19 protein-coding genes and 1 pseudogene are annotated in these 18028 nt (G+C 61.3%); 8 read left to right on the top strand and 12 right to left on the bottom strand.

The window, feature by feature from the left end; all coding sequences use genetic code 11:
- Positions 1-22: 22 nt before the first annotated feature.
- Positions 23-1012, bottom strand: a complete 990-nt coding sequence (locus J2J99_RS11580; protein ID WP_168297075.1) for a heparan-alpha-glucosaminide N-acetyltransferase — start codon at positions 1010-1012, stop codon at positions 23-25.
- Positions 1012-1776 (bottom strand): DUF599 domain-containing protein, encoded by a 765-nt coding sequence (locus J2J99_RS11575; protein ID WP_168297076.1) that lies wholly within the window; start codon positions 1774-1776, stop codon positions 1012-1014. The genes J2J99_RS11580 and J2J99_RS11575 overlap by 1 nt, the downstream gene beginning before the upstream one ends.
- Before the next feature lie 403 nt (positions 1777-2179).
- On the opposite strand from J2J99_RS11575, the gene J2J99_RS11570 reads away from it, so the two are divergent.
- Positions 2180-3583, top strand: coding sequence for an L-serine ammonia-lyase (locus J2J99_RS11570; protein ID WP_168297077.1), 1404 nt, complete (start codon positions 2180-2182; stop codon positions 3581-3583).
- Between the two features lie 117 nt (positions 3584-3700).
- Positions 3701-4138: a DUF1489 family protein gene (locus J2J99_RS11565; RefSeq protein WP_168297078.1), complete on the top strand. Its 438-nt coding sequence runs from the start codon at positions 3701-3703 to the stop codon at positions 4136-4138.
- A gap of 35 nt (positions 4139-4173) precedes the next feature.
- On the opposite strand, the gene J2J99_RS11560 is transcribed toward J2J99_RS11565, so the two are convergent.
- From J2J99_RS11560 to J2J99_RS11535, 7 genes and pseudogenes are all read right to left on the bottom strand, one after another.
- Positions 4174-4449, bottom strand: a complete 276-nt coding sequence (locus tag J2J99_RS11560) for a hypothetical protein (RefSeq protein ID WP_009994808.1) — start codon at positions 4447-4449, stop codon at positions 4174-4176.
- A 113-nt stretch (positions 4450-4562) separates the two neighbouring features.
- Positions 4563-6140, bottom strand: a complete 1578-nt coding sequence (locus tag J2J99_RS11555) for a D-alanyl-D-alanine carboxypeptidase (RefSeq protein ID WP_168297079.1) — start codon at positions 6138-6140, stop codon at positions 4563-4565.
- A gap of 116 nt (positions 6141-6256) precedes the next feature.
- The gene (locus J2J99_RS11550) at positions 6257-7042 is read right to left on the bottom strand and encodes a hypothetical protein (protein ID WP_168297080.1); all 786 of its coding nucleotides are present in this window, start codon (positions 7040-7042) and stop codon (positions 6257-6259) included.
- Positions 7043-7256: 214 nt separating this feature from the next.
- Complete coding sequence (locus tag J2J99_RS11545) at positions 7257-7862, bottom strand: transglutaminase-like cysteine peptidase (RefSeq protein ID WP_168297081.1); 606 nt, start codon at positions 7860-7862, stop codon at positions 7257-7259.
- A gap of 375 nt (positions 7863-8237) precedes the next feature.
- Positions 8238-8394, bottom strand: a pseudogene (locus tag J2J99_RS33980) (prolyl aminopeptidase); the annotation flags it as partial.
- Between the two features lie 423 nt (positions 8395-8817).
- Entirely contained in the window at positions 8818-9429 is a 612-nt protein-coding gene (locus J2J99_RS11540; protein ID WP_168297082.1) for a PilZ domain-containing protein, read from the bottom strand.
- A gap of 124 nt (positions 9430-9553) precedes the next feature.
- On the bottom strand, positions 9554-10198 hold the full coding sequence (locus J2J99_RS11535; RefSeq protein ID WP_205918856.1) for a PAS domain-containing protein: 645 nt from the start codon (positions 10196-10198) through the stop codon (positions 9554-9556).
- A 263-nt stretch (positions 10199-10461) separates the two neighbouring features.
- Between J2J99_RS11535 and J2J99_RS11530 the strand changes: the two genes are divergently transcribed.
- Both J2J99_RS11530 and J2J99_RS11525 read left to right on the top strand, forming a co-directional pair.
- Positions 10462-11253 carry a rhomboid family intramembrane serine protease gene (locus tag J2J99_RS11530; protein WP_168297084.1) on the top strand — a complete coding sequence of 264 codons (792 nt, stop codon included), beginning with the start codon at positions 10462-10464 and terminating at the stop codon, positions 11251-11253.
- Positions 11254-11348: 95 nt separating this feature from the next.
- Entirely contained in the window at positions 11349-11783 is a 435-nt protein-coding gene (locus tag J2J99_RS11525; protein WP_168297085.1) for a CBS domain-containing protein, read from the top strand.
- 62 nt (positions 11784-11845) lie between these two features.
- On the opposite strand, the gene J2J99_RS11520 is transcribed toward J2J99_RS11525, so the two are convergent.
- The 3 genes from J2J99_RS11520 to folE form a co-directional block, all read right to left on the bottom strand.
- The gene (locus J2J99_RS11520; RefSeq protein ID WP_168297086.1) at positions 11846-12808 is read right to left on the bottom strand and encodes a patatin-like phospholipase family protein; all 963 of its coding nucleotides are present in this window, start codon (positions 12806-12808) and stop codon (positions 11846-11848) included.
- A 116-nt stretch (positions 12809-12924) separates the two neighbouring features.
- Positions 12925-13377, bottom strand: a complete 453-nt coding sequence (gene hisI, locus J2J99_RS11515; RefSeq protein WP_168297087.1) for a phosphoribosyl-AMP cyclohydrolase — start codon at positions 13375-13377, stop codon at positions 12925-12927.
- A gap of 24 nt (positions 13378-13401) precedes the next feature.
- Positions 13402-14016, bottom strand: coding sequence for a GTP cyclohydrolase I FolE (folE, locus tag J2J99_RS11510; RefSeq protein WP_168297088.1), 615 nt, complete (start codon positions 14014-14016; stop codon positions 13402-13404).
- Between the two features lie 309 nt (positions 14017-14325).
- On the opposite strand from folE, the gene J2J99_RS11505 reads away from it, so the two are divergent.
- From J2J99_RS11505 to thrS, 4 genes are all read left to right on the top strand, one after another.
- Positions 14326-14772, top strand: a complete 447-nt coding sequence (locus tag J2J99_RS11505) for an iron-sulfur cluster assembly scaffold protein (RefSeq protein WP_168297089.1) — start codon at positions 14326-14328, stop codon at positions 14770-14772.
- A 5-nt stretch (positions 14773-14777) separates the two neighbouring features.
- On the top strand, positions 14778-15176 hold the full coding sequence (yidD, locus tag J2J99_RS11500) for a membrane protein insertion efficiency factor YidD (protein WP_168297090.1): 399 nt from the start codon (positions 14778-14780) through the stop codon (positions 15174-15176).
- A 125-nt stretch (positions 15177-15301) separates the two neighbouring features.
- Positions 15302-15829, top strand: coding sequence for a DUF1697 domain-containing protein (locus J2J99_RS11495; RefSeq protein ID WP_168297091.1), 528 nt, complete (start codon positions 15302-15304; stop codon positions 15827-15829).
- 122 nt (positions 15830-15951) lie between these two features.
- Positions 15952-17958, top strand: coding sequence for a threonine--tRNA ligase (thrS, locus tag J2J99_RS11490; RefSeq protein WP_168297092.1), 2007 nt, complete (start codon positions 15952-15954; stop codon positions 17956-17958).
- Positions 17959-18028 lie beyond the last annotated feature (70 nt).

Here is an 18028-nt window from a genome sequence, read left to right as displayed (position 1 = left end):
GGGGCGGGACCTCTGCCCGTCCTTATTCGGCCTCGGCGCTGCATTCGGTGACGAGCGTCTGGACCCGTTCATCCTTCTGAACGTCGATCTCGTTTGCCTGCAGCGGGATCAACAGGTTTTGGGCCTGCAATTTTGCGAGCGTACATTGGCAGAAACTGCGGCAGAGCGCTTCGCCTTGCTGCATGACGCAAGTGGAGTTGCATTGCCTTAGGTAGGTTTCCGCCGGATCCTGCGTCGGCGGCGGGACGAGAAGAGACAGCCCATAGGCGATCGCGATCAGCACAGGCTGGTGGATGAGGTAGAAGACCAGGCTGTGGCGGCCAAGTCGCGCCGGCCACCAGGAGCCGGTGCCAAGGGCGGCAAGCCGCTGCGGCAGCCTGGTTCTGACGGCGATCGAGGCGAAGCTCAGTCCGGCAAAGAACGGCGTTGCCCAGGGAAACAGCGGCACGTAGTCGTTCGACCTTTCCGGCATGGCGGCAAGGCCGATCCAGGCAAGATATCTCGAATCGAAAAAGGACGAGCGCAGGAGGCCCGGCGGGCCGAAATTATCGATGATCCAGGCGCCCAGCAGCGCCAGCGCGACGACGAGCGTGACGGCGAGCGGCAGCCGGATGAAAACGATGCCGATGAGCGTGAGCACCGCAATGCAATGCAGGATGCCGAAATAGATCCACCCGTCCGGCATGGCGATGCGGGTGGCGATCGAAATGGCCGCGGCCGCCGCGGCAATCATGCCGAAACGCTTCCAGAAGGACGGCCAGCGAATCGCCGGCGTGCTGGAGAGCACCAGGCTGACCCCAACGATGAAGAGAAAGGTCGTGGCAATTGCCCGGGCATAGATCTTCAGCCAGCCGGTCTCGGCCGTACCCGGCGCGAGATATCCCATGAACTCCATGTCCCAACTGAAATGGTAGCTCGCCATGGCGATCAGCGCGACGCCGCGGGCCATATCCAATAGACCGATGCGCGGGGGTCTCGCTGCCGCATCGACCTGCATTGCCGGCATTGTCATCAAAGTCCCTCGGGCAAATCGCTTCCGCCGCTCGACGGCAGGTCGCGGCGGATAGGAGAAAGGTGGAGATTGGACGGCGTGCCGGCATCCGTGATCGCCAGCCGCGCCTGCGAGAAGAATTGTCGGCGCGCCAGGACGAAGATGACGATCGCCGTCGTCAGCATGAAGACATAAGGGTTGATGAACCAGCCGAGATAGCCGATCGACAGAAAAATCGCCCTGAGGCCCTCGTTGAAATTGCTGCCGGCAATGACGTTCATGCGGATGACGCGTTCGGCCGCCCGCTCGGCGGCGATGATGTCGCTCTCGGCGTCGCGCACCATCGGGATCGAGCCGAAGAGAATCGTGCAGTAGTTGAACAGCCGGTATGACCAGCCGAACTTGAAGAAGGCATAACCGAAAAGTGCTGCCAGTCCGCCGACCTTCATCTCGAAGGCGGCATGACCGCCATGGAAGACGAAGGGCAGGTCAGCAAAGACCGCGTCGACCTTCTCGGTGGCCCCCAGCAACGCGAAGCAGCTGCCGATCGCGAAGATCGAGGTCGAGGCGAAAAAGGCCGTGCCGTTCTGTAGGCCGGCCATGATCTGTGTGTCGATCATCTTCAGGTCGCGGCGCAGCGAATTGTAGATCCACTCGCGGCGCCGTTCGGTCATCGCATGCGTCAGACTGGTGCGGCCGAAGAAGGTGCGGCCCTTCAGTAGCCAGGAATAGCCCATCCAGACACAGGCAAAGAAGGCCAGAGCAATGTAGTCCGCCGTCGTCATCAGTGATTCAGTCTCCGCATGAAATGCGGCCACCTTACATATGCATCGAAATGCTGCAATGACCGGAAGGCCGGGCCGCCGGATTTCGGCGCCTGGCGTGTCCGAAAGCACGCTGCAACGCTCTGCATCGATACATCGTACCTTCCGAAAAGCGATTCCGATATTCCGGCCGATGCGCTGAAAGAGGATGATTTCGGGCCGGCTCGGCTCGAGCTTTGAATCCTGTTCCAAATTAATTAGTTAGAGCATAATACTGTCCGAAAACTGCTGCCGCTTTTCGGCATCCTACTCCGGGTGTATGGTCCAGGGAATGTCGCATCGGCTGCAGGCGATGTCGGTGGCCCGCGCGGGTTGGAAACCGACCTTGCTTAAGCTTACAACTTCATATTCAAAAGGCGCATCCATGTTTCTTTCGGTATTCGACGTGTTCAAGATCGGTGTCGGGCCGTCGAGCTCGCACACGATGGGTCCGATGTCGGCTGCCAACCGGTTTCTCGATCTGATCCTGTCGAATGAATGGCCACGCCCTTCATCGGGCGCGCAGGTCGCCGCGATCAAGGTCAGCCTGCATGGTTCGCTCGCTCATACCGGTATCGGCCATGGAACGGGCAGGGCCGTCATTCTCGGGCTGATGGGTGAAGCACCCGATAGCGTCGATCCCGACAAGATGGACGGCATCATCGATACCGTCGAGCGCACCGGCCGCATCACGCCGGCGGGCCATCCGGCCTACCAATTCCAGCCGAAGACCGATCTGGTGTTCGACAAGAAGCAGCCGCTGCCCGGCCATGCCAACGGCATGATCTTTTCCGCTTATGACCGCGACGGCCGGCTGCTCCTGAAACGCATCTACTATTCGGTCGGCGGCGGCTTCGTCGTCACCGATACAGAGCTGGAGCAGATGCGGGAAAAGAAGAACGCCGCGGGCGGCACCCGTGTCCCCTATCCCTTCGCCACCGCCAAGCAGATGCTCGACATGGCCGAGCGCTCGGGGCTTTCGATCGCGCAGATGAAGCGGGCGAACGAGGAGAGCCAGCGTTCGCGCGAAGAGCTCGATCAGGGGCTTGACCGCATCTGGGAGGCAATGCGCTCCTGCATCGAGCGCGGTCTCAAGGTCGAGGGAGTCATGCCGGGCGGCCTCAACGTCAAGCGCCGCGCCCGCAGGATCCACGACAAGCTGCAGGAAGAGTGGCGCAGCAATCGCGCCAATCCGCTGCTCGCCAACGATTGGCTCAGCGTCTATGCGATGGCCGTCAACGAGGAAAATGCAGCCGGCGGTCGCGTCGTCACTGCGCCGACCAACGGGGCGGCCGGCGTTATTCCGGCGACAATCCGCTATTACGAGCATTTCCACGAGGACTGGGACCAGAACGGTATCCGCGATTATCTGCTGACGGCTGCTGCCATCGGCGGTATCATCAAGCACAATGCCTCGATCTCCGGTGCCGAAGTCGGCTGTCAGGGCGAGGTCGGCTCGGCCGCGGCCATGGCGGCTGCCGGGCTTGCGGCCGTCATGGGCGCCACGCCGGAGCAAATCGAGAACGCCGCCGAGATCGCGCTCGAACATCATCTCGGCATGACCTGCGATCCGGTTGCGGGCCTCGTGCAGGTTCCCTGCATCGAGCGCAACGCACTCGGCGCGGTCAAGGCGGTCACGGCGGCATCACTCGCCGTCAAGGGCGATGGCCAGCACTTCGTGCCACTTGACGCCTGCATCGAGACGATGCGCCAGACCGGCCACGACATGAGCGAGAAATACAAGGAAACCTCGACCGGCGGTCTCGCCGTCAATGTCGTCGAATGCTGAGTCTGTGAGCGCGTTAGAACGGTTCGGGATTTCAGGCCGGCGCAAAACCGCTGCACAGTTTCGTGCGGAATGTCTTAGGCGCTTGACGCTCGCCGCCAAAAGGATTTCAACGGCGGCATGGCATTGCATCTCATCAAACTCTGTGTCGGCGCCGACTCGATCGACGATCTGCGCGAATGGGTGGCGGAGCGCTCGCTGCGCGCCATTGCCGCCGGGCTCGAGCCGCATTCTGTGCATACGACCCGCATGGTGCCCAAACGCATGGAGGAGCTGCTTGACGGCGGCTCGCTCTACTGGGTGATCAAAGGGCAGGTGCAGGCGAGACAGCGGCTGCTCGGCATCGAGACCTTCACCGACGACGAAGGAATTTCACGCTGCCGCCTGATGCTCGGTCCCGAAGTCATCGAAACCGCGGTACAGCCGAAGCGGCCGTTCCAGGGCTGGCGCTACTATACGCAGGATGACGTGCCGGCCGATCTGGCGAGTCTCGGCACCGGCATCGCCGAAATGCCGGCGGACCTGCGGCGTGAGCTTACCGAGCTTGGCCTGCTCTAACGCTGTCGCTGAATGGAACTATTCCCGCCTGCGGCTTAGCGCAGGCGCAATTGCACCGGGGCGCTGCCATCAGGCGAGGTCACATGCAGATGGATCCGGGCTTCCGGCTGGGAATAGCGCCAGGCGCGGGCGCCGTGGCAAAGCAGCAGATTGATGAGATCGCGGGTCTTGGCAGATTTCGCTCTCGGCCGCTGCAGGCCCATCTCGGCGAGCCGCAGTGCCGCTTCGTGCAGCGGATGCAGGGCTGAGCGCCCCTTGGCCCCAATGCGGCGGTCGCCTGGCATTCCCGGAACATTCTCATTAATCGCCATTGTCTTCCCCGTACGCACTACTGATCGAGTTCAAGAATGGTGGCCGGAAACGCAAACACCGATTCCGGCCGTTACCAATGCCGCCGGCCATGTTGCAGGCAGCATCGAATAGCTCATTGTGCAGCCGCCCAGCACTTGATACCGGCCTTCTTCAAGGCCTTGCAGGCGTTGACCGCATCACGCTGGTCGTCGAAGCCGCCGAAGCGCGCACGGTAGACCTGGTCATTGCCGCTGCCGTAGGCGACGGCGAAGGGTTTTGCCGAGGACAGCGCCTTGCCACCCTTGCTCTTGGCGCCCTCTAGGAGCTCCATAGCCATCTGCTGGCTCGGCGAGACGCCGACCTGTACGACCCAGCCCGCAGGCACGGCGCTTGCCGGGGCGGCGCTGGTCGAAGCAGTCGTGACGTGATCGACGGCGGCGCTGTCCGGTTTGGCAGGTGCGGCGGCCGGAGCCTGCTGCTTGAAGCTCGTGGTCTTGACCTTGGTCGGTGCCGGCATGGACTGGGCGACCAGCGGGTTGTCGGACTTCGTCGTGGATGTTTCAGTATAGGCGACTTCGGTCGCGGCCACCTGATAGCGGGCGTCGGGCAGCGGGCCCTTATGCGGCAGACTGAGATCGGCGGCAGCGGCGGAAATTGGCGGTTGCGCTGCAGTGATCGTCTTTGCGACCTGCTGGGGAGCAACCTGCTGCTGTGGAACGACCTGCTGCCGGGCGACCTGTGTGGCCTTCTGCGGCTGGACGGGAGCGGGCGTTTCGATCATCGCCGGGGCAGGGGCTGTCTGAGCCATGAGTTGCGACGACCCGCCGCGGCTCGATGCTTTCGGCAGGTAGGCGGCGATCAGATTGCGCATCTGAGCGTCGCGAGCCGGCCCCGAAGCACCGCCGAGCACGACGCCGACGATCGACTTGCCGTCGACCTGCACCGAGCTTACCAGATTGAAGCCGGCGGCGCGCGTATATCCGGTCTTGATGCCGTCGACGCCGCGCACCGAACCGACAAGGCGGTTATGGCTGCGGATCGTGCGGGTGCCGAACTTGAAGGCGCGAGTGGAGAAATAGCCGTAATATTGCGGAAAATGTTGGCGAAGGGCGATGCCGAGGCGAGCCTGATCCCGCGCCGTCGTCATCTGTGCCGTATTCGGCAGGCCGTTGGCGTTGCGATAGGTGGTGCGCGTCATGCCGAGCGCATGCGCCTTGGCGGTCATCATCTGGGCGAAGCGGTCTTCGCTGCCACCCAGCATCTCGCCGAGCGCGGTCGCGGCATCATTGGCCGACAGGGTGACAAGGCCGAGGATCCCCTGCTCGACGGTGATCGTGCCGCCGGCGCGCACGCCGAGCTTGGTCGGGGCCTGGGCGGCAGCGTGAGCGGAGAAGGGGACCGGCGTGTCGAGGCGGATGCGACCCTGCTCCAATGCCTCGAAGGTCATATAGAGGGTCATCATCTTGGTCAGTGATGCGGGATATTGCAGCCGATCGGCGTTCTCGCTGTAGAGGACATTGCCAGTCTTGGCGTCGACGACGATGCCCGCATATTTCGGATTGGCCGCTTCCGCTTCGGCATTGACCGAATCGACCAGGACGGCCGTGACTGCCATCGAAAGGATCGCCAGGAGCTTTGCGAAAAAGCTGCCGGACCGGAACGATGATACGGAGGAGACTGACCTTGACACTATTTCACTCTTTGCTTGCATTTCAGATATTGGGCAGGAACCGCACACCCCGCCGCACAGCTCGTCTTTTGAAATTACCGATTCAGCGTTACCAATCCGTTTATGATGAATCGTTTCACTCGCCATCGGGAAGCATTTTAGGGACCTGTCGCAGAACGGTTCATAAGACGCGCCTCTACAAAGGTGCGGATCGCGGCATCAATATGTTCCCAATCGTCGAGATGGCTGCTTGAGAACCGGTAAAGGACGCTGAGATCCTTGCCGACCTTGATGTCACGCTGGCAATCTCCGCTCGTCGCCTTGTCCGGAGTGGAAGGCAAAATGCAGCGCACAACATAATCCGGTCCGCCCTTGACGGCTGCCGTCAGCAGCACTTCGTCGCCGTAACCGGCGTCGGCGCGAAGACGGTGGAGCGTCAATCCGTCGCGAAAAGCCTCGCCCGGTCCTTCGATCAGATGCGAATAGATCGGCTCCAGCCGGCCGGACATGTCGCGCGACATGGTGCTCTGGGCGATCTGCAGGAAGAGCAGGCCAGAGGATTGGGCGACATCGTCGAATCGCAAATGGTTGTCCTTGCCGTAACCCCGCATCTCAGGCCAGGCGAGATAGAGATCGACGCGCTCGGCTGCACCTTCATGTCGCTGGCTCGGGAAGCGGATGGCATTCTTGGGAAGTTTCACCGTGTCGCGGCCGATGGTCAGCGTAATTTCAGCTGGGCTGTCGCTGTTGCCGGCAAGGGAGATATGTCGGCCGAACCAACGGCCGCCGATGCTGATGGCGACAGTCAGGATCGCCAGGACTGATATCACCGCCGTCGTGCGTAGGAGAAACCCCATGGAAAGCAGCGGTTGCTCGTCGGGGGCGCTTTGCGTGGCATGGCTCATAACGGCTCGTGGCGTTTCGGTCCGCCGCAGGAAGAACATGAGCCGCCGGTGCCGATGATGAATCTGATCGGTATGATCAGACCGGCAGGGTTAATAAATCACTAAGATCTCAAAGTCGTAAGCCGTCGCCTGTGCCCCAAAATGAAGCGAGCCGTTCCCGGGACAGCGGGAACGGCTCTTGGGCACCGGTCGGGGACGGGATGCGGGGACTGACCGGGCCGAAACCAGCGCCGGCTTGGCCGGCGGGCACTGCTTACTTGACGCTACCGACGGCGACGGTGCGACCGTCCTGAAGCTTCGACCAGCGGGCCGGATCGTCGGCGGACTGGCGCTTCAGATAGGTATATTCGGTGTCCGACCACAGCAGCACCTTGTTGCGCATGTTGTCGAGAATAAAGTCGCCATGATCGGTGCGGACCGTCAGCACGGCATGGCCTTCGCCGTTCGGCTGCAGCACGACAGTTATCAGTGTGTCGGATGGTGAGAAGCCGTCGTCGATCAGCATCTTGCGCTTCAGCAAGGCGTAATCCTCGCAGTCGCCGACGCTGGTCGGATAGGCCCAGCGCTCTTCGACGCCGTAGATCTGCTCATCCGTTTCCGGCTGGATAGACGAATTGACGGTGTAATTGACCTTGAGGATGTCCTTCCAGCGATCCTCGGTCAGGATGGCCGGTCCGGCATCGCCGCCGGCATAGGCGCATTCTTTCGGGCTGGCCTTGCAGAATTCATAATGTCCGATCGGCGGGCTGGCGTTGCCAGCCAGGGCCATGCTGGCGGGCATCGCCTGTCCAGAGCCCGCCATGGTCATTGCGATGACACTGGCCAGAAGGCCGCCTTTCAGGATATTCGCAGTCGTCATTGCCGTCTCCCCTAAGTTGAGGCGACAATGACACAGACGTTTTTATCCGATGCAAAATTACGCAATAGAATTAAAGGTTTAGTTGAATCAAATGCCGATAAAACTTGGCTAAAAACAAAGTCGAATGCGCATAAAATTCGAGGTGCATTTGTCTCGAAGTCGATTAAAATTGTAATTTACGCAGCAAGGCTTTGGCGCTCGAAGAGCGCTGTGCTGCCGCCCGACCGTTAAGAGTTTTCCCTGAGCTGAGTAAATTCCTGCGGGAAGCCGACCCTTGCCGGTGGCACGCAGTCTTCGGACAAAAGGGCTGGAATGGCGCGAATCGTCAGACCCGTGATGGGAAAATCGCCGCGCCGACCGGCTCAACCGCGAAAATTATTTTTGCGGCAAATCGCGAAGCCGGTGGACGGCGGCGACGATCGCCGCGCTCATGTCAGGATCTGCTGTGGAATGGGCAGTGTGCGGAAGAATTCTGAGCTCACTTTCGGGCCAGACGCGCCAGTTCCCAGGCGGTCACAAGTGATGCTTCGACTCGAACCGTCCTGCAAGAGGATGCCTGGAATGAGGTTTGATTTCCGGATAGAGAACTGACATCCATGCCTCTGCGGTCGAGGCGCACCTTATCCATCATATCGATGACGAAGGGAAGGGCGGCGCTGCCGGGCGCAAGATCGCCATCTAATTTTTGCGCAACCTGCGTCCACCGGCTCGATGACGCAGGTTATTCCGCACATAAGACTGCGTATCTATCAGACGGAACAACTTGCGACAGGATTTCGCGCTTGCTTTCCAAAGCCGGATATGTTGCCGCTTGCAGACCTGTTGCGGTCAAATCCAGGCGTTCTCGACGCGGCCTGACCGGGTGCGCGCCGGCGCTGGCGGCAGCTTCGGTGAAAGTCTGGCGGAATGCTGCCGCCGAACATGCCCGGCAGGTCAGCGCGCTTGCCAGCAGCTGTCAGAGGAACTCCCGCAGCGTCTCGCGGGACTGGATCGACAGGAATTCGATCGCCACACCTTCGACGAAATGGCGCACGACACGGCCGCGCATATTGCCGAGACGTACGGCCGTTCCGATGGAAGGACGCATCTCGACGTCGATGGCCGCGCCTGAGAGCGAAAGGTCCATGATACGGCAGGCATATCGCGTGCCGTCATCGAGCGTCAGTTCTGTCTTGACGTCACGGGGCGTCAGGCGGTCGTGGCGGCGATCTTCCGGCAGGCCGAGCTCGTGCTTGTTGGCAAGCCAGGTGAGCTGGGCGGCGAGCTTCTCGCGTTTGCGCTCGGTGGCATTGATCGACATGGTGAAGCCGCGGCCGTCGAGCGTCTGGACATAACCTTCGACGCGTCCGAGATGGTCGATATAGGCGACGACGCGTTCGTTGGCGCGCGGCCGGCCGGAGCAGGTGACGTACATATCGCCGGGCGACATGTCGATCACCATGCATTCAAACTCCTCGTAGTTTGCAAGCATCAGCCGGCCCTGCATATTGATCGGCACGCGCTGAAAAACGCCTTGTTCAGGGCGCGGCACAGGTCGTTGCGTCTGAGCTGGCTGGAACGAGTGCATCAAAAGGCTTCTTCATGAAAATCTCAGAGGCCAATCTTTACCTCCAATCCATTAACAGAAGGTTGTTTCGGCCGCTTTCGACCTAGCCGAAAACGAGTATGGCCGCTGTCCCGAAACGAGACGCTCAGCGCGCCTCGGCACTCAGCAGCTGTGACACCACGCGGCGCATGGCCTCGCCAAACCCGATGCTTTTTGCCGCGACGATCTCGTTGATCGGGCGCAGTTCGGCCGGCGCGACCTTGCTGATTTTTTCCGGCAGCAGGCGGCTGCGGTCGAGCGCCAGGAATTCGAGCGGTACGATCTCCAGCCAGCTTGCAGCCACCACCGGCGCGATCGCGCCGAGCACCCGATCGCAAGCGCCGTGCGAGGAGCGCAGCGGCATCGTGATGATTTCGAAGGAGGCCTGGTGCCCGACGGTGCTGTAGCCTGTGGCATTGAACAGGGCCGGCATGGCGTGGTCCATGACCCCGATCGCGGTGCGTTCGATATCCCCGTCCTGGCCATGCGCCCAGAGCGAGGAGAACCGTTCGCCGCGCAGGTCCCGTCCAAAGAGATCGCAGATGCGGGTGCCGGCGAGCCGGAAAACGATGTCTCCGTCCTCGCGCGCCTCAAGGATAAAGAGACTTTGCAGTAGATGGGGTACGGCGGACGGTTCGACCTGGGATTTCAGCGGCGCATCGGCAGCGCCGCGGATACGGTTCCAATAGTCAAAAATTTCGATGGTCGTTTGCACACGCATTTCACACCAACCTGTCCCATTCCGGATCATTTTCGGGCACTCATTGCCCGGACAACTTCTACCTTGCGGGTTTCATGCCAAATCCCCACCGTTAAGGTTAAGAAAGGGTTTCAGTTGAGGCGTGACGCCTGCCGTGACACTGTCGCGCCATCACTTCGACTTTCGAAGTTCTGCACAGCCTGCCCGGGCCGAGATCTTTCCTCAGGGTTCCCGGTACGCCGCCCGACATTTCGGGCGGCTTTTTTTTTGACCATCGCTCCTGTATGGCTGGGACCAAAACGAGGCGAACACAGATGAATGAGCAGACGGGCGAGCCGCAGAAGGCGCCCGAACCTTTCGAGGCCCAGCCGCCGGCGCGTCCCCCGCGCGTGCCTGTCTTCAACCTTCCGCCGGCGCTGTTCTTCAGCCTTTGCCTGCTTGTCGTCATCTATGCGGTGCAGGCGCTCGTCCTGTCCGACGATGCCGTCAGCTGGCTGCTCTTCACCTTTGGCTTCGTGCCCGCCCGCTACGTGATTCCGCTGTCGCAGCAGGGCCTGGAGCTGTTCTGGACGCCGGTCACCTATTCGCTGCTGCATGGCAGCGTCCAGCATATCGTCTTCAACGCGTTCTGGCTGATGGCCTTCGGCGCGCCGGTTGTGCGCCGCATCGGGACGTTGCGTTTCGTTTTCTTCTGGCTGTTTTCCGCCACTGCCTCCGCCGCCCTGCACGCGGTGCTCAACTGGGGAGACGTGTCGCTGCTGATCGGCGCTTCCGGCGTCATTTCCGGGTTGATGGGAGCCGCCTGCCGGTTCGCCTTTCCCGCCGAGCGAAGCCCGATGCTGGCGGCGCATGTCAATGCCCGGCTTTCCATCATCGAGGCGCTGAAGAACCGGACAGTCGTCATCTTCATGCTGCTCTGGCTGGTCGGCAACGCCCTGATCGCCGTCGGCATCCCGCTCGTCGGCGACAGCGATCAGGCGATTGCCTGGGACGCGCATATCGGTGGCTTCGTCTTCGGCTTCTTTTTGTTTTCGCTGTTCGACCGAGCGCCGCCGCAGCCGCCGATCGAACCTGCCGGAACCGAGAAGGATGTGTTGCAATCCTGAGCCGGGCAGTGCACCATCGAACGATCCGCGATTGGGGGGAGAAACCGCCGCGGATAGCTGTGACAAGCGTTACAGTTTCGACATAGGAGGTTCGAATGACCAGTTCAGTCAAAGCAATCCTCGACCTGAAGGGCAGGGACGTCGTTACCGCCGGGCCGAACACCACCGTCGCCGAGGCCGCCGTCATCCTCAGCAAGAAGAAGATCGGCGCTATCGTCGTCGTCGGCATGGAGAATCGGATTTCGGGCATGTTCACCGAGCGCGATCTCGTGCATGCCATCGCCAAACACGGCAAGGACGGCCTTGACCAGTCGCTCGCCCAGGTCATGACCGCGAAGGTCTACCGCTGCCATGAGGAGACGACCGTCAACGAGCTGATGGAACTGATGACCAGCCGCCGTTTCCGCCACGTTCCGGTGGAAAGCAACGGCAAGCTTGCCGGCATCATCTCGATCGGCGACGTGGTGAAATCGCGGATTGCCGAAGTCGAGCGCGAGGCCGAGGATATCAAGGCCTATATTGCCGGCTGAGCTTCGCCCATTTGTCCGAACGATGCCGTCGTCCCGTGCCGCCTATCGCAGGGGGCGACGCCTTATGGCGGGCTGGCATAGACTTCCTGCATGCGCTTGATCTCGGGAAGCCTGGCTCTGGCTTCCTCGTAGCCGCGTTCGATCGCCTCACCGGCCCGATGGAATTCTGAGAGTCCGATATAGCTGAGGCGCGGCTGCAGCGAAATGTCGGGCGGATCGCCGGCAAGGCGGGCGCGGGCAATCCTGTCCTGAATGATGTTAAAGGCCTGCACCATGACGCCGGTCATGCCGAGGCGGGCATAGGGCGCTTCTTCCTGTTTCTGCACTTCCTGCTGCGAGAGGCTGGCATTGTGCCGGACGACGGCCGAGCGGCCATAGAGATCGTAATTGAGATTGACGGCGACAACCAGTGGTTCCTCATAGGCGCGGCAAACGGAGACGGGAACGGGATTGACCAGCGCGCCGTCGACCAGCGTGCGTTGATTGCTGCGCACCGGCTCGAAGATGCCGGGTAGGGCATAGGATGCGCGCAGCGCCGTGATCAGCGAACCATTGGCGATCCAGACCTCGTGGCCGGTATTGACCTCGGCGGCGACCGCGACGAAAGGCCGGTCCAGATCCTCGACATTCAGGCCTTCGAGATGCTCCTGCATGCGCTTGGTCAGCCGCATGCCGCCGAACAGGCCGCTGCCGCCGATGGTCAGATCGAGCAGGCTTGCGATTCGGCGCATGGTCAGCGAGCGTGCGAAAGCCTCGAGTTCGTCGAGTTTACCGGCAAGATAGCAGCCGCCGACCAGGGCGCCGATCGACGTGCCGGCAATCATGCCGATTTCGACCCCGGCTTCGTCAAGGGCGCGCAATACGCCGATATGGGCCCAGCCGCGGGCCGCGCCGCCGCCGAGCGCGAGCGCGATCTTGATTTTCTTGACAGTCGCAGGGGAAGGGATTGTCTCGAGTATCGTCGACATGCCGGAACCGGAACCTTCGCCTTCAGCGCTTTGACGATGCAGACTCCAGTTCAGCATTGCGCTCTCCCCTCCCAGCAGAACACGTATGGTGAGATAGTGTGCCCTAGCAGTTGCCAAATGGTATATAGAAGCGGTTTTTGGCGCAATAAGGGGCAAATGCCGAGAAGTTCGGGCTATTTTCCGTAAATGTCCTGCGGATCGAAATGGCGCTCGTCGTCGACGATATCGAGCATAGGTTTTCCATCGCGAAGCGTGACCGTGCGATAGAAGCAGGAACGGCGGCCGGTGTGACAGGTGGCGTCATGGCCGGCGACTTCGACCTTCAGCCAGATGGCGTCCTGATCGCAATCGGTGCGAATTTCCTTCACCGTCTGAAGGTTGCCCGAGGTCTCACCCTTCTTCCAGATCTTGCCGCGCGAGCGGCTGAAATAATGGGCCGTTCCCGTCTGGATGGTCAGCGCCAGCGCCTGGGCGTTCATATGCGCGACCATCAGCAGTTCGCCATCGCAGGCGTCGGTCACGATCGCGGTGATCAGGCCGCGATCGTCGAAACGTGGCGTGAAATCGCCGGCGTCTTCCAACGCCGACTTGTCCTCGGATGGTTGATTGAAGATCAAGTGACTCATCGCGGCCCTCCTGCGGAGCCGGTATCAGCGGCTCCGCACCATGCTCATGAAACGGGCCTGATCGGCCGGTTCCGTCTTGAACGTTCCGGTAAACGTGGTCGTCAATGTCGTCGAACCCTGCTTCTGAACGCCGCGCATTGCCATGCACATATGTTCGGCCTCGATCATCACGGCAACACCGCGCGGCTGCAGCGTATCATCGATGGCGCGGGCAATCTGGGCCGTCATCGTTTCCTGCGTCTGCAGGCGGCGGCCATAGATCTCAACGACACGGGCAATCTTCGACAGGCCGAGCACGCGCCCATCCGGCATATAGGCGACATGGGCCTTGCCGATGATCGGCACCATATGGTGTTCGCAATGCGAGTAGAAGGGAATGTCCTTGACGAGGACCATGTCGTCGTAGCCTGCGACCTCTTCGAAGGTTCGGCCTAGCACGTCCTCCGGCGCCATGTCGTAACCGGCGAAAAGCTCGCGATAGGCCTTGGCGACGCGAGCGGGCGTCTCGATGAGGCCTTCGCGCGTCGGATCGTCACCGGCCCAGCGCAGCAGAACACGTACGGCGTCCTCCGCCTCCTGCTGTGAGGGGCGGTCTGAGTCACGGTTCGGCTGCGGAAAGTTCTTTACGATGGCGTCCATGATCAATGGTCTCCTAGTCCGCATCGCGGACCCATCTGTCGGAATTGCCACTGGTCAGTCCCCTGCGGGAATTCATGCACCTTTGGCAGGCTCCGGGGCTTTCAGGGCAATTTCAATACCCGTCCGGCACGGTTTCCCAATCAAACTTACACAAGGCCATTGCATTTTGATGGCCTTCGAACGACATACATATAGGAAGACGGCCATCGTATGTAAGTATCCTCACATGACACGGTGTGTTTTTTGTTTCAATAACAATAACAGCGCCATTAAGGCCGATCCGCAGCGATTTTGGAGCGGAAACTCAGCATGGACGACATCTACAACAGCAAAATCCTCGAATTCGCCGGCAATATTCCGTTGACCGGCATGCTGGCGGACGCCGATGCCACCGCCCAGGCACACTCCAGGCTTTGCGGCTCGAAGGTGCGGATTTGGCTGAAGATGGACGGCGATGTCGTCAGCGCCTTTTCGCATGACGTGAAGGCCTGCGCCCTCGGCCAGGCATCGTCCTCGATCATGGCTCGCCATGTCGTCGGCGCCACATCGGGTGAATTGCGGCAGGCCCGCGAGGACATGCTTGCCATGCTGAAGGCCGACGGGGCGGGGCCTGCCGGACGGTTCGAAGACATGCGCTACCTCTTGCCCGTGCGCGACTACAAGGCCCGCCATGCTTCGACGATGCTGACCTTCGATGCGGTCGTCGATGCGATCGGGCAGATCGAGGCGAAACGGGCGGAAGTGATCGAGGCGTAACCGAGATGTGCGAGTTCTGCGCCCGGCAGGCTGAGGAGGATGGCGGCGCGGCCGGATCGAGCCAGCCTCAGAAAGGAGCTGCACGCTATTCCCGCAATTATACCGGTGCGTTCCGCAAGACCCCCGACCGCCTGCTCGGCATGGGGCTGATCCGCCTCTATCAGTTGACGCTGTCCGGCTTTGTCGGCAATTCCTGCCGACATATCCCGACCTGCTCCGAATATGGCTATGAGTCGGTTGCCCGGCACGGATTGTGGGCCGGCGGCTGGCTGACGCTGTTTCGCGTCAGCCGCTGCGGCCCGGGAGGCACCAGCGGGCTCGACCCGGTGCCTGCGGCGCTCGGCGACGGCTTCTACTGGTGGACGCCCTGGCGGTATTTCTCCCTCGGACGCAAAAGAGGGTGAGCGCCATGACGATACCAGGCAATGATGCGTGCGTGGCGGAGAGCCTGCAGCGACGACGGACGGGGTACGGTCACCATTCGGTGATCGTGGGTTCTCACCTGGGATAACGAGGAGTCCTGGCGGCCATGAGCACCTTCATCGCCCTCCTGCACAGCATCGTCCTGACGCCCGATCGCCGCGTGATCATGGAAGATTTGCGCGCGCTTGCCAAAGAGCTTGGTTATCGCGAACCGCGCACGCTGGTTTCGACCGGCAATCTCGTTTTCGAGGCCGACGAAATGCGGCCGCATGAACTCGAAGTCGCGCTTGAGGCCGCGTTTGAGGAGAAGTTCGGCAAACATGTCGATATCATCGTGCGCAGCGACTGCACCTGGATGGCGCTTTGCAGCACCAATCCGTTCAGGGACGGCAGCGGCGACCAGGTAATCGTCCGGGTGATGCGCCTGCCGGTCGACCCGAAGAAGGTCGAGGCTTTGAAGCCGCTGATGATGGAAGGCCAGCGCATCGCCATCGTCGGCGGCGACCTCTGGATCGATTTTGCCGGCAAACCGAGCCAATCCAAACTGCTGTCGGCGCTGACGACCAAGCGGATAGGCATTGGCACGATGCGCAACTGGAACACGGTCTGCGGCCTCGCGCAAATGATCATGTAGGCCCGCTCCTCCTTTACTCCAGAGGGAAATCTGAGTATCAGGCGGCAGCGCCGTCCAAAGGACGGAGGCGCTTCGTTTCAACCACCCGCATTCGTTGGCGGGACTGGACAAGGAGAATTTCAATGTCCCAAGCTGTTTCCCTGACATTTCCCGATGGTTCCGTGCGCAGCTTCCCGGCTGGCGCAACCGGCAAGGATGTCGCCGAATCCATTTCGAAGTCGCTTGCCAAGAGTGCCGTCGCCATCGCGATCAACGGCGCCGTGCGCGACCTTTCCGATGCCGTCACGGATGGCAAGATCGAAATCATCACGCGCAAGGACGGGCGCGCACTGGAGCTTATCCGCCATGACGCCGCACACGTGATGGCCGAGGCCGTGCAGGAACTCTGGCCCGGCACCCAGGTGACGATCGGCCCGGTCATTGAAAACGGCTTTTATTACGACTTCGCTAAGAACGAGCCGTTTACGCCCGACGATCTGCCGAAGATCGAAAAGAAGATGAAGGAGATTATCGCCCGCAACGCGCCCTTCACCAAGCAGATATGGTCGCGCGAGAAGGCCAAGGAAGTTTTTGCCGCCAAGGGCGAACAGTACAAGGTCGAGCTCGTCGATGCGATCCCGGAAGGGCAGGATCTGAAGATCTATCATCAGGGCGACTGGTTCGACCTTTGCCGCGGTCCGCACATGGCCTCCACCGGCCAGGTCGGCACCGCCTTCAAGCTGATGAAGGTTGCCGGCGCCTACTGGCGCGGCGACAGCAACAACGCCATGCTGTCGCGCATCTACGGCACGGCATGGGCTGATCAGGCCGATCTCGACAACTACCTGCATATGCTGGCCGAAGCCGAGAAGCGCGACCATCGCAAGCTCGGCCGCGAGATGGACCTCTTCCACTTCCAGGAGGAAGGCCCGGGCGTCGTCTTCTGGCATGGCAAGGGCTGGCGCATCTTCCAGACGCTCGTCGCCTATATGCGCCGCCGGCTCGCTGCAGATTATCAGGAAGTCAACGCGCCGCAGGTGCTCGACACGTCACTTTGGGAAACCTCGGGTCATTGGGGCTGGTATCAGGAAAACATGTTCGCCGTGAAATCGGCGCATGCGATGACCCATCCCGATGACAAGGAAGCGGACAACCGCGTCTTCGCCCTCAAGCCGATGAACTGCCCGGGGCATGTGCAAATCTTCAAGCATGGCTTGAAGTCCTATCGCGAGTTGCCGATCCGGCTTGCCGAATTCGGCCTGGTGCATCGCTACGAGCCTTCGGGGGCGCTGCATGGGCTGATGCGCGTGCGCGGCTTCACGCAGGACGACGCGCATATCTTCTGCACCGACGAGCAGATGGCGGCCGAATGCCTGAAGATCAACGACCTGATCCTCTCGGTCTATGAAGATTTCGGCTTCAAGGAAATTGTCGTCAAGCTTTCGACCCGTCCGGAAAAGCGTGTCGGTTCCGACGCGCTCTGGGATCGCGCCGAAGCTGTCATGACCGATGTGCTGAAGACGATCGAGGCCCAGTCAGAAGGCCGCATCAAGACCGGCATCCTGCCGGGCGAGGGCGCCTTCTACGGTCCGAAGTTCGAATATACGCTGAAGGATGCCATCGGCCGCGAATGGCAGTGCGGCACGACGCAGGTCGACTTCAACCTGCCGGAACGGTTCGGCGCCTTCTACATCGACAGCAACTCCGAAAAGACGCAGCCGGTGATGATCCACCGCGCCATCTGCGGCTCGATGGAACGCTTCCTCGGCATCCTCATCGAGAACTTCGCCGGCCATATGCCGCTCTGGGTATCGCCGCTGCAGGTGGTGGTGGCGACGATCACCTCGGAGGCCGATGCCTACGGGCTTGAGGTGGCCGAGGCGCTGCGTGATGCCGGGCTCAACGTCGAGACCGATTTCCGCAACGAGAAGATCAACTACAAGATCCGTGAGCACTCGGTCACCAAGGTCCCCGTGATCATCGTCTGCGGCAGGAAGGAAGCCGAGGAGCGCACCGTCAATATTCGCCGCCTCGGCAGACAGGACCAGGTTTCGATGGGGCTCGACGCCGCTGTCGAGAGCCTGACGCTCGAGGCGACGCCGCCGGATATTCGCCGCAAGGCCGAGGCAAAAAACGCCAAGGCGGCGTGAAAACATCCTATCCGGCAGCGCCATCCGGCGCTGTCGGAAATCTGATACGAAATCGCAATATTGTCGTCGC

Origin of the sequence: Rhizobium binae (genome assembly GCF_017357225.1) — a bacterium.
GTDB classification, from domain to species: Bacteria; Pseudomonadota; Alphaproteobacteria; order Rhizobiales; family Rhizobiaceae; genus Rhizobium; species Rhizobium binae.
This window is presented reverse-complemented; position numbering and strand designations above follow the sequence as displayed.